The sequence below is a fragment of the Duganella sp. CY15W genome (assembly GCF_009857555.1).
Taxonomy (GTDB): domain Bacteria; phylum Pseudomonadota; class Gammaproteobacteria; order Burkholderiales; family Burkholderiaceae_D; genus Rugamonas; species Rugamonas sacchari.
The window spans coordinates 164,041-178,901 of sequence record NZ_WWCQ01000005.1; the positions used below are offsets into that span (position 1 = coordinate 164,041).

Below are 14,861 nucleotides of genomic sequence, written 5' to 3' on the forward strand. Positions count from 1 at the left end.
GCCGCCGCAGCGGCATCACTCACTGGGAGCGCCGTTGTAACGCGCATGAGACGGCGCAGGAATCCCATGTTTGGCCAGTAGCCGATATAGCGTCATGCGTGACACGCCCAGGTCGCGGGCCGCCACCGTGATGTTGCGGCCTGCGCGCAGCAGGCTGGCGTCTATCGCGTCGCGTTCGGCGCGGACGCGGGCGTCGTCCAATTGCAGCGGCGCGCATTTTGCCGTGGCCGCAGCCAGGCCCAGGTCCTGGGGCAGGATCAGACGCCCTTCGGCCATGACCATGGCGCGGCGCACGCGGTTGATCAGCTCGCGCACATTGCCGGGCCAGCCGTAGTCCCGGATGGCCTGGGCGGCGCGGCTGCTGAAGCCTTTCACGCGCGGCGCCCGCTCATCGGAAAAAGTATGGAAGAAGTGTTCGGCCAACGGCAGCAGGTCGTCCCTGCGTTCGCGCAGCGGCGGCACGTCCAGCGCCAGCACGTTCAGGCGGTAATACAGGTCTTCACGAAAGGCGCCGCGCTGCACCGCTTGCAGCAGATTGACGTGCGACGCCGCGATCACCCGCACATCCACCGCGATGCTGCGCGTGCCGCCGACACGGTAGATAGTCTTTTCCTGTAAAAAGCGCAGCAGGTTGGCCTGCAGCTCCATGGGCAGATCGCCAATTTCATCCAGGAAGACCGAGCCGCCCTGCGCGCTTTCCAGCAGTCCGCGCTTTTCGCGCAAGGCACCGGTGAAGGCGCCGCGTTCGTGGCCAAACAGTTCCGATTGAATCAGCGAGGCAGGAATGGCGCCGCAGTTAATCGGCACGAACGGCCCCTTGCGGCGCGGCGAATGTGCATGCACGGCCTGTGCCGCCAGCTCTTTGCCGCTGCCACTCTCGCCCCAGATCAGTACCGGCGCGCTGGCGGCCGCCACTTTGGTAATCTGCCGCCGCAGCCGCATGATGGCCGCGCTCGCTCCGGTCAGCGTGGCCTCGGAGGCTGTCGGCAGTTCGCCATCGGCGCGCAAGGCGGCCATGCCCAGCGCGTGGCCCAAGGTATGCCGCAGGCGCACGCTGTCCGCCGGCCAGGTATGGTAGTCGTGGCAGTGATCGCGCAGTAGCTGGCGCCAGGATGAGTGCGCCACCAGCGAAGGCGGCAGCACCGCCGTCCAGTGTATATTCCAGTGCTCCAGCAGGAAGGTGCCGAGCTCTGCGCAGCTATCTGCCTCCTGCACCAACAGCAGGCCAACCGCGCATGGCCGCGTCTTGTAGTGACGGCGCGCTTCGGTTGGCGTAGCTGCACGGACCACCTCCCAGGCCGCCGGCAAGCCAGGTTCGCCGGCACCCACGCAGAGTATCGATTTCGTCGTCATGCTTATTGGACGGGAAATGATGAGAAAAGTTCAAGCTTGTGCCACGGTCGAGGCCAATATAGAATGCGCGCTGCTTTTTTAAGCGGGCGAATAACAGCCTGTCAATAGTAAAAATAAAACAAAACACAACGGGATGCAGTGAGATGAATGAATTTGAACTCAAGCCAGCGGCCTTGCCGAACTGGGGCCAGCGGGCTGCGCTGCGCATGCTGAATCTGTCCGGCTGGCGCATGCTGTACCGCCCGCTGCCCGGTCCGCGCGGCATTTTAGTGGTCTATCCGCACACAACGAACTGGGACTTTATTGTCGGCCTGCTTGGCAAATGGGCGCTGAACCTGCCGTTCCGCTGGCTGGCCAAGGATTCGCTGTTCAAGACGCCGCTGGGCGGCTGGTTCCGTTCGCTGGGCGGCGAACCCGTAGACCGCAGCGCGCCGCAAGGCATGATACGCGCGCAAGCCGAGCGCATGAACGCGGCCGACTGGTACTGGCTGGCCATCACGCCGGAGGCCACGCGCAGCTATCGCCCGCACTGGAAAAGCGGCTTCTATCATCTGGCGCTGGAAGCCAAGGTGCCATTGTGCCTGGTCTACATCGACTATCCGAACAAGACGCTGGGTGTGGTCGATCACCTGCACCTGACGGGTGACCAGGAGGCCGACATGGCCGCCATCCGTGCCATCTACGCCGGCCACCACGGCCTGTATCCCAAAAACCAAGCGCCCGTCGTGCTGCAGGAACGTCGCAGCGAAGAGCGCAAGTAACTCCGCTTACGCCGTCGCCGCCAGCATCACGCCGGTGACGGCGATGGCGGCGCCCGCAGCCTTCACGGCCAATGCCGGGCTCATGCGGCCCAGCACACTTCCACCATACACCAGCAGCGAGCTGGACAGCAGCAGGCCGATGGCGCTTGCCATCTGCGGCAGTTCATGGCCATGTGCATTGCCATGCAGGAGCGCAAACGCGCCGACCATGGCGACCGCCGGCGCAGTTGGCAGCCGTGCGGCGACAGCAATCAGTACGCCCATCAACGCCACCGTCAGCGCGATGCCGGTTTCCAGACCCGGCAACACGAGTCCCGTTGCGCCACTAGCGACACCCACCAGCAGCATGCCGACGAATGCCAGCGGCAGCCAGCGGGCGCCCTGCTGCCGCACACTCCACGCACCAATAGCCAGCATCGCCAGCAAGTGATCGAGGCCGGTGAGCGGATGCAGAAAGCCGGACAGGAAACCGTGCGTGTGGGTGCCCGTTCCGGTGTGGGCGAAAGCAGCGGTGGCGGTGACGCTGAGCGCCAGTGCGGTGGCGATTTTTTTCATACATGCTCCTGGTGTGGGGTTTGGCCCAGCAGGCCTTGTTCGCGGATGAAGTCAATGACCTGGGTCACGCCCTCGCCGCTGCGCAGGTTGGTGAAGATAAAAGGACGGCTGCCACGCTGCTGCCTGGCGTCGCGCGCCATGACGTCAAGGTCCGCGCCCACGTGCGGCGCGAGGTCGGTCTTGTTGATGATGAGCAGATCGGAGCGCGTGATGCCCGGGCCACCCTTGCGCGGAATCTTCTCGCCGCCTGCGACATCGATCACGTAGATGGTCAGGTCCGACAGTTCCGGGCTAAAGGTCGCCGCCAGGTTGTCGCCGCCGGATTCCACCAAAATCAGGTCCAGGGCCGGAAAATCCGCCTGCATGCGGGCGATGGCCTCCAGGTTGATCGAGGCATCTTCGCGGATGGCCGTATGTGGGCAGCCGCCGGTTTCGACGCCCATCAGGCGCTCGGCCGGCAGCGCATCGGCGCGCAGCAGGATTTCCATGTCCTCCTTGGTGTAGATGTCGTTGGTGATGACGGCCATGTCGTAATGGTCGCGCATGCCCTTGCACAGCATTTCGCACAGCGCGGTCTTGCCCGAACCGACAGGGCCGCCGATACCGACGCGGAGTGGATTGGAGGTAGTCATTTGTATGCTCTTTCAGGATCTGTATAAACGGCTGTATTGCACTTCATGTTGCATCGATAGCAGCGACAGGCCCGGCGCCCAGTTGCACATATCGTCGTCGCTGACGGTTTGCGCGTAGCGGGCTGCGGCTTCAAGCTCCGCGCGCAGCGACAGCAGCATGCGCTGGCCGGCCACCTGCCCTAACGGTACGGACTTCACGCACACCAGCACCTGGTTTTCTGCCCATGCAAACAGCATGGCCAACAAGGCTTCCTGGTGCGGGATGCCCAGTGCGGCGACGGCGCAACTGAAGGCTGTCGGCAATCCGACTTCGGACTTGCCTTGCAACTGCGCCAGCATGTCGGCATCGGCAATATCCAATTCGGCCACCAGCTTGGTCAGCGAGTAGCCCATCTGGATGGTCTCGGCGCGGAACTCGCTGCTGTCGCGCGAGGCGATGAATTTTTCGCTCCACTCGGCGACCGCGTTCCAGTCGCGGCGCGACCACGCCTGCATCAGCCGCCACGTTATCGGCGCCTCCCACTGCGCCACCACGTCGTGCAGGTGGCGGACGATCCATGCGCGCGCGCTGCCGGCATCGCGCACCGCGCCATTCTCCAGCGCCGCCTCCAGCCCTTGCGAATAGCTGTAGGCGCCGATCGGCAGCGCGGGGCTGGCGAACTGCAGCAGGTTGAGGAGCGCGGCGGCCTGCATTTATTTCAGATCGCCCGGACGGTGGATCTTCTGGCGCAGCGGAATCGGCGCCAACGGACCCTGGCCGTGATCATGATGGTGCCCATGGCCGCCGCCGTAGGCGCCGGACTCCGGCTCAAACGCCGCCATTTCCTCCACCACGCTTGCCCCCAGGCCGGCCAGCATTTCCTTCAACACCGCATCCGCGCGGATGCGCAAAAAACCGTCGCCTACCTGCGCCTGTGTGTGGCGATTCCCGAGATGGAAAGCGCAACGCAGCAGCGCATGAGCATTCGCGCAGGTGACTTTGTAGGTCGGCTCCGGCGCTGCGATGACGCGCACCACCCGCTGATCCTCGCCGGTCAGCAGGTCGCCGTCACGCAGCACGGTGCCGCGCACAGTGAAGACAGCGACCTCCTCGCCGGTATCGAGCGTCGCGCGCAGGCGGCATTTCTCGCGCAATTCATAAGGCAGCACCAGCTGCGCGGCGATGGCGTCAGCATGCGGGATTTTGGTATGTAGTGTCAGCATCATCAGAACAGGAAATAGCGCTGCGCCATCGGCAGCTGGGAAGCCGGCTCGCACACCAGCAGCTCGCCGTTGGCACGCACTTCATAGGTTTCAGGATTGACCTCCATCCGGGGCGTGAGGTCGTTGTGGATCATGTCGGACTTGCGCAGCGCGCGCATGCCGCTGGCCACGATCAGCGTCTTGTTCAATCGGAGCTGGTCGCCGATGCCCGCATCGTAAGCAGACTGCGAAACAAAGGTGAACGACTTCTTCAAGCCGCCGCCAAAAGAGCCAAACATCGGGCGGTAATGCACCGGCTGCGGCGTCGGGATAGACGCATTGGGATCGCCCATCAACGCCGCCGCAATCATGCCGCCCTTCAGTATCGTCTGCGGCTTGACGCCAAAGAACGCCGGCTTCCACAGCACCAGATCCGCAATCTTGCCCACCTCCACCGACCCCACCGCATGCGCAACGCCGTGGGTGATGGCCGGGTTGATGGTGTACTTGGCGATATAGCGTTTGACGCGGAAGTTGTCGCTACGCGAAGAATCGGGTGCGAGCGGCCCGCGCTGCACTTTCATCTTGTGCGCCGTCTGCCAGGTACGCATGATGACCTCCCCCACCCGCCCCATGGCCTGGGAGTCGGACGACATCATCGAAATCGCGCCGATGTCGTGCAGGATGTCTTCCGCCGCGATAGTCTCGCGGCGGATGCGCGATTCGGCGAACGCCACATCCTCCGTGATCGCCGCATCCAGGTGATGGCACACCATGAGCATATCCAGATGCTCGTCCAGCGTGTTCACCGTGTACGGCCGCGTGGGATTGGTGGAGGACGGCAGCACATTGCCCTCGCCCACAGCAGCAATGATGTCGGGTGCATGGCCGCCCCCCGCACCTTCCGTGTGGAAGGTATGGATAGTGCGGTCCTTGAACGCCGCCAGCGTATCGGCAAGGTAGCCACCTTCGTTGAGCGTATCGGTGTGGATGGCGACCTGAATATCCATCCTGTCGGCCACGCTCAGGCAGTTGTCGATGGCGGCCGGCGTGCTGCCCCAGTCCTCATGCAGCTTCAGGCCGATGGCGCCGGCGCGGATCTGTTCTTCCAGCGGTTCAGGCAAACTCACATTGCCCTTGCCGAGAAAGCCCAGGTTCATCGGAAATGCGTCAGCCGCCTGCAGCATCGCGTGCAGATGCCACGGCCCCGGCGTGCAGGTGGTGGCCGAGGTTCCCGCCGATGGCCCGGTACCGCCGCCGATCATGGTGGTGACGCCGCTCATGAGCGCCTCCTCGATCTGCTGCGGACAGATGAAGTGGATGTGCGTATCCACGCCGCCAGCCGTCACGATCATGCCTTCGCCCGCGATGATTTCGGTGGCGCCGCCAATCGCCATGGTCACATTCGGCTGGATGTCGGGATTGCCCGCTTTGCCGATGGCCGCGATCATGCCGCTTTTCAGGCCGATGTCCGCCTTGACGATGCCCCAATGATCGACGATCACCGCGTTGGTAATCACCGTATCCATCACATCGGCAGCCACGCGCTGCGACTGGCCCATGCCATCGCGGATCACTTTGCCGCCGCCGAACTTCACTTCCTCGCCATAAGTGGCGTAGTCCTTCTCGATTTCGATAAACAGTTCAGTGTCCGCCAGGCGGATGCGGTCCCCGGTAGTGGGGCCGAACATCTCGGCGTAGGCGCGGCGCGAAATCGTCACCATATCAACTCAGCTTTCCCATGACTTTGCCGTTGAATCCATATACCTTCTGCTCGCCGCCCAGCTTCACCAGTTCCACCGTGCGCTGCTGGCCCGGCTCAAAGCGCACAGCGGTGCCTGCGGCGATGTTAAGCCGCTTGCCATAGGCCTTCCAGCGCTCGAACTTGAGCTCCGTGTTGACTTCAAAAAAATGGAAATGCGATCCGACCTGCACCGGACGGTCACCACGGTTGGTTACCACCACGGTCTCCGTCTCGCGGCCTTCGTTCATGCCGATCTCGCCCTCTTCCAGTATGTATTCGCCAGGGATCATGATGAACTCCTTTATGGGATGGGGTTGTGGACAGTCACAAGCTTGCTCCCATCCGGGAACGTCGCTTCGACCTGGATGTCAGGGATCATTTCGGGGATACCCTCCATGACGTCGGCGCGCGCGAGTATGCGCGTGCCGTCGGACATCAGTTGGGCGACAGTTTTGCCGTCGCGGGCACCTTCCATGATGGCGCAGGTAATCAGCGCCACCGCTTCCGGGTAGTTCAACTTCAGGCCGCGGGCCAGGCGGCGTTCCGCCACCAGGCCTGCGGTAAAAATCAACAGCTTGTCTTTTTCGCGTGGACTCAGATCCATGTTCGGTTTCCTGTTCAGGTTTGCCAGATGCGCGGCGTCACTGCTTCTCGCGCCAGCAGATGCGGGCGCAGATGGCGCCACACGGTGAGCATGAGGCGGCGCGCGGTTTCGCTGTCGTCGCCCAGATGGCGTGCCACCAGCACGCCCTTGGTCTGCGTTACGCCGAAGCGGTGTGCACCATCGGCGGCGACAGCGGTGCGGATCTCGTTCAATACCGCGGCAGGCAGCGGCTTGCCGGCGGCGATCAGCGTGGCGCAGACTGTGTGGCCATCCAGCGCCAGCGGGCTGCCCAACTGCCCGCCCAGCATGTCGCCCTGCTCCCACCACAGCAGACGACCCTCGCGGCGGATGCTGCTGCGCTGGCGTATCCTGCCGCTATCGAACGTCTCTCCCGATCCGCGCCGGCCCATGCAAAGAATCTCGCAACCGATAAAGGTTGCGCCCGCAGCCAGCTCCACGTGCTGCTCCAGCACCACGTTAGCGGTATCAAAAAAGATTGTTTCCTGCGGCAGCCATTCCAGTGCCGCGTCCTGGTTCACATGCAGGTGCACGGTCTGTTGCGATACCTTGCCATTGGCCTGGTACCACTTGGCCGCGCCAGGTGTAGTGATGAACGCGTGCGCGCGATCGCCCACGCCAATATCGATTTCCAGCTGATCGCCACCGACCACGCCGCCCGGCGGATGAACCACGATGGCCTGGCAGACTTTGGCGTCTTCCGGATACAGCGCCTTCTGCACACGCAGCGGGCCGTGATGGATTTTATTGAACAACCGCGTGGTGCCGGCATCGTCGGCAAAACCGAGGGTGAGACTGGCCTGCCAGGCACTGTGGCCAGTGCTGGCGTTTACGTCGCGCGGTGCAGTGCAGTCGGGCATAGAAACAGAGATGCTAAATAACCGTTGATCTATGCAATCAGCGTGCCAGCATAAATTCCTTCCTGCGCGCGCAGGCTGCACCGAGATATGGCAAACAGCACCAACTTGGTGCAACTAATTGAAAATGGTGCGGGTCAGATGTGCTCGTGAACTATGCGGCAACGATGGAGGTGGCCGGCCAATTCCAGAATCCAAACACGAGATTTCCGAAACCCGAGGGAAGATCGAACGCCCAGTCCACGATGCTGCGGCTTGCATCGCAGTCTGGACAAGTTCCAATCAACTATGTCCACAAGTCGTTTGATGACTTAACAATTGAAACTCCCCGCACTGCGTCTTCGAGCACTTCATCCGGAATGGCAGACGCTTCGAGCGAATGGACTGAGTAAATGCGGTCGCCATCACCATAGGCACACAGTCTTAACTTTTCCAACAGCTCGAAGGCCAAGAGGCGCATTGGCGCATCGTACAGGGGTCTACCGATAGCAAACTCAATTGCATCCAAAGATTCCAGCGCGATGCCGCCTTCATCAGAGCCAATCGTCTCTTCATCACCTTGCCATGGGAAAAATACCGGAATAAATCCGTCCCCTAAGGGCTCACCCAACTTGCAGCCATGCTTCAACAAAATCACTTTCAGCAAAGACAAGTTGAAAGTGGCTTCCTCGCCATCATTAAAGGATGAAAAATAAATATTATCCAATTCTCTATACCTTAGTTAAAAAAGAGGCAGTTGTTAGCCCCTGCACTCGATGATTACTCGTGGCCGACTGTCGCCCTCAAGCTTCGAAAGTGGCCACATAATAGGGATATGCACCTTACCGCAAATTTTTTGCGGACTTGCTTTGCTTCTTCTATTGCGGTTTTAATTTGATAATAATAACAACAATAACCGCCCGTACCTTTAGTCCTTCTCGTTGCGTAGATAAAGGAAGCGCAGGCCAAAGCCCCAGCTGCGCCAATTGTTCGCCAACCGCACCAGCCAGTCAGCGACGACATCGTTTGCCGCGCTGAGCTTGGCTTGGTAGCGAAAACAGGTATGGGTGATACCCAAAGCGAGGTAGACATCCTTGACGGTAGTCAGACCCACGTCAAAATACCACTGCGCTATCTCACGTCGGCGAGCCGGCGCCACCACTTTTTTGCCAAGCCTCAGCGACAATCTTGGCCTTGGACGCAAGAGCTTTACTAGGGTGTTCTGGGCTTGCGGCTGTCTTTCAGTGCTTCTGGCTCCAATTCTGGGTAGGCATCGTGGATAGGTCGGATGATGCAATAATACAATTCCGTCATGATCTTGCTAACCTCTTCCCGATATTCCTTAAATTCGTTTTCCGGGCACGTATCTTTTACCCGGATAAGAGAGTCATTCAGGCGTTCACAAACGTCTGACATTGTTTTGAGCACTTCTTCTGAGATTTGGCGATTCATTTTGATCCTATACAGAGCTTAGAGATATCGGTTTCGTTTGAGATGGTCAGCATTTCATGCCCCGCTGTGCGGAGGCTAAGCCGTGCAAAATGTACTTCCCGCCAACGCCCGATCCACGATGTAAGAAGTTTTCTCTACGCCAGCACAACTTCACTGTTGTAAAAAAGTGCCGGGCAGCAAATAATTTTCGCGGTTTCTACGCCGTCAAAAGTATTGCCTCGTGCAGCAAAAGCAGCGTTTTTACGGTTGAGGAATAATTGGTTCCATTGAAGCATGGAAACAAAAGTTGTCTTGAACATGCTCAGAGTTACCCACCAAATGGAGAGCATCATGAAAAGCAAGTTCCTCACCCGCGTCGCACTTGCCACCGCCTTCGGCGCGGCGCTGTTGCCGGTATTGAGCGGCGCCGCGGTCTACAGCAACGGCAGCAAAACGACCACCTTCGACGTCACGCTGAAAATCATCGCCGACTGCACCATCGCCGCCAATACGCTGGACTTCGGCCAGTCGCAAGGCGTGCTGGCGACGGCGGTCAACGTCAACACCACGCTCAACGTCACCTGCACCAACACCACGCCCTATAACATCGGTCTGAATGCCGGTACCGGCACCGGCTCCACCACTGCTGCGCGCCTCATGAGCGGCACCGGCGCCAATACCAGCACCGTCGCGTTCAATCTGTTCCAGGCAGCCGGCACCACCAACTGGGGCAACACGCAAGGTACCGACACCAAGTCCGGCACCGGCACCGGTTCGTCGCAGACCATTACTGTGTACGGCAACATCCCGGCACAGGCAACGCCGCAACCGGATACGTACAAGTCGACGATCACCGCGACCGTCTACTTCTAACACCCCACTCCGCCGTCAGCCCACGATCATGGCTGATAGACGCGATCCTGCATTCCCTGGCGCCCCAGCCCGCGCCCAAGCTTCCCCTGTACCGTTTCAAACCGCCCCAGCGTAGCGGTAAATAACCTTCGAGCTTATTTACTGGAGAATTGCCATGTCCCGCATCGCTACCCGTATCGCCGCCGCTGCAACCGTTCTTGCCATGCTGGCCCCGATGGTCGGTGGCGCCGCTGTCTACAGCAACGGCAGCAAAACGACGACCTTCGACGTCACGCTGAAAATCATCGCCGACTGCACCATCGCCGCCAATACGCTGGACTTCGGCCAGTCGCAGGGTGTGCTGGCAACCGCCGTCAACGTCAACAGCACGCTCAATGTCACCTGCACCAATACCACGCCGTATAACATCGGCCTCAATGCCGGCACAGGCACCGGTTCCAGCGTCGCTGCACGTCAGATGAGCGGCACCGGCGCCAACACCAGCACCGTGGCCTTCAATCTGAACCTGACCGCAGGCGGCGGCAACTGGGGCAATACCCAGGGTACGGACACGCTGTCTGGCACCGGTACCGGCGCCCAGCAGAACCTTACCGTCTACGGCGTGATCCCGTCCCAGTCGACGCCGCAGCCAGACACCTACAAATCGACCATCACCGCGACCGTCTATTTTTGATTGTTGAAACGGACGCAAGGGAGCTTTGCCCGGCGTCCTATTGGTGTGGCTAGCCCGCGTCCCCATACTCTCTGCTTCAGGAAATGAATCTCGGAGCAGAACATGAAAGTATTTGTCACCGGCGCGGCCGGTTTTATCGGCAGTTCGATTGCAGCGGGCCTGGTCAAGGCTGGCCATGAAGTGGTTGGCCTGGTGCGCAAGCCGGAACACCTGGAAGAAGTGAAAAAGATCGGCGTCACCGGTGTACTCGGCACACTCACCGACCGTGATCTGCTGATCGTCCAGGCCCAGGCAGCGGATGCTGTCATCAACGCCGCCAGCAGCGACAACCGCGCTGCGGTGGAAGCCTTTATCGACGCCCTTGCCGGTTCCGGCAAGGTATTCCTGCACACCAGCGGCTCCAGCATCGTCGGCGACGCCTCGGGCGGCGAAGGCACCGACCAGATCTACTACGAAGACAAGCTGCCGGCGCCGACCGCCGACAAGGCCGCGCGGGTCGCCATCGACAAGCTGGTACTGGACGCGGCCAGCCAGGGCGTGCGCTCCGCAGTGCTGTGCAATACGCTGATCTACGGTCACGGCGCGCTGCCGCGCGACTCCGTGCAGCTGCCACGTTTGCTCAAGCAGGCGCGCAAGAGCGGCATCGTGCGCCACGTCGGCCCGGGCCGCAACATCTGGTCGAATGTGCACATCGACGACGCGGTTGACCTGTATCTGCTGGCACTGGAAAACACCGAAGCGGGCGCGTTCTATTTTGTCGAAAGCGGCGAAGCGGCATTCGGCGAGATGAGCGCGGCGATCGCCAGGGCACTGGACCTGGCGCCGCCGCAGGACTGGCCACTGGAACAGGCCAAAGAAGAATGGGGTTACGAGATGGCCTCCTACGGCCTCGGTTCCAACAGCCGCGTACGTGGCCAACGCGCACGCACGCAGCTGGGATGGCAGCCACATCGCCCGCCAGTGCTGAACTGGATTGCGAACGATATGCTGCGCACCTGAGTTTAGGGAGTCGGCTTGGTTTCCGGCGCTGGCGCCGGTTTCGCTTCCGGCGCGGCTTTAATGCCCAGGTTCTTCGGCAGCTCCATCGACTTGCCGTTAATCGACAGCTTGTCGTCCTTGATGTCGATGGTCGAGCGCAGCTCGTCCTTCTCCACCACGGCAAAGCCGCTGCTGACGGCTTTGCCCACCACGAAGCTGACAATGGCGTCGGCGCCGGCATCGATCTGGCGCGCGGCGTCGGCGGCGCTGGCATCCACGCTACGGGCCGAGATGGCACGGCCGACATCGCGGATCAGGGCAACCGGCACCCGTACTTCAAAGTGCGCCACGATCTTCTTCATGATCGCTTTGATGTCCTGGAAGTCGGCATCCACCGTCTTCGCGAAGGACACGCGGCCTTTTATCGCAGCGACGTTGCCGCGATAGCCGGCACTGATATCGTCGATGAGCAGCACCGCGCCCGACTGGAGCGCGCGCTTGCCGAGGTCCTTCATATTCTTCAACATCAGCTCTTGCTGCGCTTTAGGATCCAACTTCTGGGCGTTCTGCTCACGCATGGAGCGGCTGAAATCAGCCATCACCTTCACCGGCACATTGGTGAGGCGGAAAGCGAAGTTGGCGTGATCCACGCGCTCGTCACCCATCACCATGGCCTTGACCGTCGAACGGTAGGCAATTTCCACGTTATTGCCGCGACGGGAAGTTTCCGAACGCGCGGTGATGCCTTCAAAGCGCAGCGGCTTTTCCGCCGCCTTGTCGCCAACCGTCACATCGCGCGCGGAGACCAGCTCAACGCCGAAATTGGCGACGCCGTAGTCCACGCCGTCCGCTGCGCGCTGCTGCTTCGCCACCAGCGTCATGTTTTCCATGCTTACCGAAAAATCGGAACGCGCCATCACCAGCGACGGCCACTGCATGTCCATGGTCATACTACGGCCTGTCTTTTCGGTCGACAGCTTGAGCGTCATTTCGGACCAGTTGAAGTCCGTGCCATTGCCTTGTACGTACAGGTAAGGCGCCAGCTTGCCGATGTAATTGATCTGGCCTTTAGGACCATCGGTACGCGTGATCGGGAACGGACGCTCGGCGCCGAACATCTCTTTCAGCTTCGGCCGCAATGCCGGCGAGAATTCAAAGTTGGCGTATTTTTCCCAGATTTTGGCCACATTACGTTCGCTGCCCGTTGCCGCAGTCAGTTCCTGGCTGGCCTGCTTGAGCGTCTCAAGCGTCGCCGGGGTCAGGAATTCCGGCAACTGCGGTGGAGCTGGCGTTGCAGCTGGATCGGCAGCGTAAACGGGAATGACCAGCATGGCGCTGGTCATTGCAAATGCGAGGGCAGTTTTTTTCAAGGGAAGACCAGGAGAATGTCAAAAGAGCGCAATTCTACTGAAGCTTTACCCTCAAGAAATACGCACTTTGTCACTCAAGACTAGAGTACGGGCTCTTGCCGCCATCCGCGATGAACTGGTCGACGCGCGCCTCCAGCACCGGCAGCGGCACCGATCCCAGTTGCAGCACCGTGTCGTGGAAGGCGCGGATATCGAACTTCTGGCCCAGCGCCTTTTCCGCTTTCTTACGTGCGTTGATGATGCTCATTTCGCCCAGGTAGTAGGACAGCGCCTGGCCCGGCCACGAAATATAGCGGTCCACTTCCGTTTCAATTTCATGGTCCGACAGCGCAGTGTTGGCATGCAGGTAGTCCTGCGCCTGTTTGCGGGTCCAGCCCTTGCTGTGGATGCCGGTGTCCACCACCAGGCGGGAAGCACGCCAGGCCTGATAACTGAGCATGCCAAATACTTCGTACGGCGTTTCATACATGCCCATTTCGGCTCCCAGGCGTTCGCTGTACAGCGCCCAGCCCTCACCGAAAGCCGAGATGTAGGCATTGCGGAATGGCGGACGTCCCTTCTGCTCCATCGCCACCGGCATCTGGAACGCATGGCCCGGCGCCGATTCGTGCAACGTCAGCGCCGGCATGCTGTACAGCGCGCGCGATGGCAGGTTGTAGGTGTTGACCAGGTAGACGCCAGGACCGCCGCGGCCCGAAGTGTAGAACGGCGCCTGGTCGTCCGGCACCGGTATCACCGCAAAGCGGCGGCGCGGCAGATAGCCAAAGTACTGCGCCACTTTGCCGTCAAATTTCTTGGCCACCCAGGCAGAGCGCATCAGCAGTTCTTCCGGCGTTTTGGCGTAGAACTGCGGATCGGTACGCAGGAATTGCAGGAAGGCCGGCAGATCGCCTTTAAAATCAACCTGCTTGATCACGTCCTGCATCTCGGCGCGGATCTTGGCCATTTCTTCCAGGCCGATGTTGTGGATCTGGTCCGCGCTCAGCGAGGTGGTGGTGAACTCCACGATCTTCGACTGGTAGTAGGCTTTACCATCCGGCAAGCTTTCCGCCGCCAGTTCCTCGCGCGCTTTGGGCACATACTCTTCGCGCATGAACTTCAGCAGGTTTTTATAGGCCGGGACCACCGCCGTTTCAATCGCCTTCACGCCCTGCGCGCGCAGCTCTTCCTGTTTGGCGGCCGGCATACTGGCCGGCATGGTCTTGAATGGCAGGTAGAACACAGTGTCCTGCGGCATCTTCGCATCGCTCACCGAGGTGATGGACGCGTCGCGGCCGACCAGCGTGACCTTTGGCGGCGTGAAGCCGCGCGCCAGGCCGGCACGCATGTTGACGATTTCGTCGTTGAAGTAGCGTGGCACGTCGGCCAGCTGTTTCAGATAATCGCGGTACTCGGCCTCGGTGGCCATGGTTCGACGCGCGGTGCCGGCCATGTTCGACCAGAAGGCGCTGTCGGCGTTGAGCGGCTTTTCAAATTCGCGGAACTGCTGGGCGGCGAGGAAGGCGGCAATCTGCGCCTTGTACACCTGGTAGTTGATGCGCTCCGGCGCCGACAGTTTTGACTCCTTGATGCCCTCCAGCTTTTTCATTACGCCCTGCCAATAGGCGGTGCGGCTGTTCTGCGTGGCGAGATCGATACGCGGCAGCGCGGGCGATACGCCGCTGTCGTCGTCATCCTCGCCGTCTTCCTGCTTCTGGCTCAGACGCCACTTCCACTCCTGGGTGTAGATCGCCTTGAACTGGGCGTCCGCTGGAGCTGCTTTAACCGCCGTCGCCGCAGCGTTGGCGGCACCAAGACACAACAGCATGCATGCACCGGCTATCGCGGCGCTGAACTTCTTTTCCATAGCAC

18 protein-coding genes and 1 pseudogene are annotated in these 14,861 nt (G+C 60.9%); 4 read left to right on the top strand and 15 right to left on the bottom strand.

The window, feature by feature from the left end; all coding sequences use genetic code 11:
• Positions 1-15 precede the first annotated feature (15 nt).
• Complete coding sequence (locus tag GTP58_RS23240) at positions 16-1,353, bottom strand: sigma-54 dependent transcriptional regulator (protein ID WP_161079475.1); 1,338 nt, start codon at positions 1,351-1,353, stop codon at positions 16-18.
• Positions 1,354-1,496: 143 nt separating this feature from the next.
• Between GTP58_RS23240 and GTP58_RS23245 the strand changes: the two genes are divergently transcribed.
• Positions 1,497-2,114, top strand: a complete 618-nt coding sequence (locus tag GTP58_RS23245; RefSeq protein ID WP_161079476.1) for a 1-acyl-sn-glycerol-3-phosphate acyltransferase — start codon at positions 1,497-1,499, stop codon at positions 2,112-2,114.
• Between the two features lie 6 nt (positions 2,115-2,120).
• Here GTP58_RS23245 and GTP58_RS23250 read toward each other — a convergent pair whose 3' ends face one another.
• The 12 genes and pseudogenes from GTP58_RS23250 to GTP58_RS23305 all read right to left on the bottom strand — a co-directional run bounded on the left by GTP58_RS23250 (position 2,121) and on the right by GTP58_RS23305 (position 9,469).
• Positions 2,121-2,669 carry a HupE/UreJ family protein gene (locus GTP58_RS23250; protein WP_161079477.1) on the bottom strand — a complete coding sequence of 183 codons (549 nt, stop codon included), beginning with the start codon at positions 2,667-2,669 and terminating at the stop codon, positions 2,121-2,123.
• The gene (ureG, locus tag GTP58_RS23255; RefSeq protein WP_161079728.1) at positions 2,666-3,307 is read right to left on the bottom strand and encodes an urease accessory protein UreG; all 642 of its coding nucleotides are present in this window, start codon (positions 3,305-3,307) and stop codon (positions 2,666-2,668) included. The genes GTP58_RS23250 and ureG overlap by 4 nt, the downstream gene beginning before the upstream one ends.
• 6 nt (positions 3,308-3,313) lie before the next feature.
• On the bottom strand, positions 3,314-3,994 hold the full coding sequence (locus tag GTP58_RS23260; protein ID WP_161079478.1) for an urease accessory protein UreF: 681 nt from the start codon (positions 3,992-3,994) through the stop codon (positions 3,314-3,316).
• A complete protein-coding gene (ureE, locus tag GTP58_RS23265) occupies positions 3,995-4,504 on the bottom strand; it encodes an urease accessory protein UreE (protein WP_161079729.1) in 510 nt (169 codons plus the stop codon). It lies immediately after the preceding gene.
• A gap of 2 nt (positions 4,505-4,506) precedes the next feature.
• A complete protein-coding gene (gene ureC / locus GTP58_RS23270; protein ID WP_161079479.1) occupies positions 4,507-6,207 on the bottom strand; it encodes an urease subunit alpha in 1,701 nt (566 codons plus the stop codon).
• A gap of 1 nt (position 6,208) precedes the next feature.
• Complete coding sequence (locus GTP58_RS23275) at positions 6,209-6,517, bottom strand: urease subunit beta (protein WP_072788312.1); 309 nt, start codon at positions 6,515-6,517, stop codon at positions 6,209-6,211.
• Positions 6,518-6,528: 11 nt separating this feature from the next.
• A complete protein-coding gene (locus GTP58_RS23280) occupies positions 6,529-6,831 on the bottom strand; it encodes an urease subunit gamma (RefSeq protein ID WP_072788314.1) in 303 nt (100 codons plus the stop codon).
• Between the two features lie 14 nt (positions 6,832-6,845).
• Entirely contained in the window at positions 6,846-7,709 is an 864-nt protein-coding gene (locus GTP58_RS23285; RefSeq protein WP_161079480.1) for an urease accessory protein UreD, read from the bottom strand.
• Positions 7,710-7,992: 283 nt separating this feature from the next.
• On the bottom strand, positions 7,993-8,412 hold the full coding sequence (locus GTP58_RS23290) for a hypothetical protein (protein ID WP_161079481.1): 420 nt from the start codon (positions 8,410-8,412) through the stop codon (positions 7,993-7,995).
• Positions 8,413-8,619: 207 nt separating this feature from the next.
• Positions 8,620-8,748 (bottom strand): annotated as a pseudogene (locus tag GTP58_RS31965) (IS3 family transposase); the annotation flags it as partial.
• A 149-nt stretch (positions 8,749-8,897) separates the two neighbouring features.
• Complete coding sequence (locus tag GTP58_RS23300) at positions 8,898-9,137, bottom strand: hypothetical protein (RefSeq protein ID WP_161079483.1); 240 nt, start codon at positions 9,135-9,137, stop codon at positions 8,898-8,900.
• 134 nt (positions 9,138-9,271) lie between these two features.
• Positions 9,272-9,469, bottom strand: a complete 198-nt coding sequence (locus GTP58_RS23305) for a hypothetical protein (protein WP_161079484.1) — start codon at positions 9,467-9,469, stop codon at positions 9,272-9,274.
• On the opposite strand from GTP58_RS23305, the gene GTP58_RS23310 reads away from it, so the two are divergent.
• The 3 genes from GTP58_RS23310 (at position 9,468) to GTP58_RS23320 (ending at position 11,661) form a co-directional block, all read left to right on the top strand.
• Entirely contained in the window at positions 9,468-9,989 is a 522-nt protein-coding gene (locus tag GTP58_RS23310; protein ID WP_161079485.1) for a spore coat U domain-containing protein, read from the top strand. The genes GTP58_RS23305 and GTP58_RS23310 overlap by 2 nt on opposite strands.
• 154 nt (positions 9,990-10,143) lie before the next feature.
• A complete protein-coding gene (locus GTP58_RS23315) occupies positions 10,144-10,662 on the top strand; it encodes a spore coat U domain-containing protein (protein ID WP_161079486.1) in 519 nt (172 codons plus the stop codon).
• 102 nt (positions 10,663-10,764) lie between these two features.
• Complete coding sequence (locus GTP58_RS23320; RefSeq protein ID WP_161079487.1) at positions 10,765-11,661, top strand: NAD-dependent epimerase/dehydratase family protein; 897 nt, start codon at positions 10,765-10,767, stop codon at positions 11,659-11,661.
• 2 nt (positions 11,662-11,663) lie between these two features.
• On the opposite strand, the gene GTP58_RS23325 is transcribed toward GTP58_RS23320, so the two are convergent.
• Together GTP58_RS23325 and GTP58_RS23330 are read right to left on the bottom strand one after the other, a co-directional pair.
• Positions 11,664-13,010 (bottom strand): DUF945 family protein, encoded by a 1,347-nt coding sequence (locus tag GTP58_RS23325; RefSeq protein ID WP_161079488.1) that lies wholly within the window; start codon positions 13,008-13,010, stop codon positions 11,664-11,666.
• A 70-nt stretch (positions 13,011-13,080) separates the two neighbouring features.
• Positions 13,081-14,856, bottom strand: coding sequence for a DUF885 family protein (locus GTP58_RS23330; protein WP_161079489.1), 1,776 nt, complete (start codon positions 14,854-14,856; stop codon positions 13,081-13,083).
• Positions 14,857-14,861: the final 5 nt, after the last annotated feature.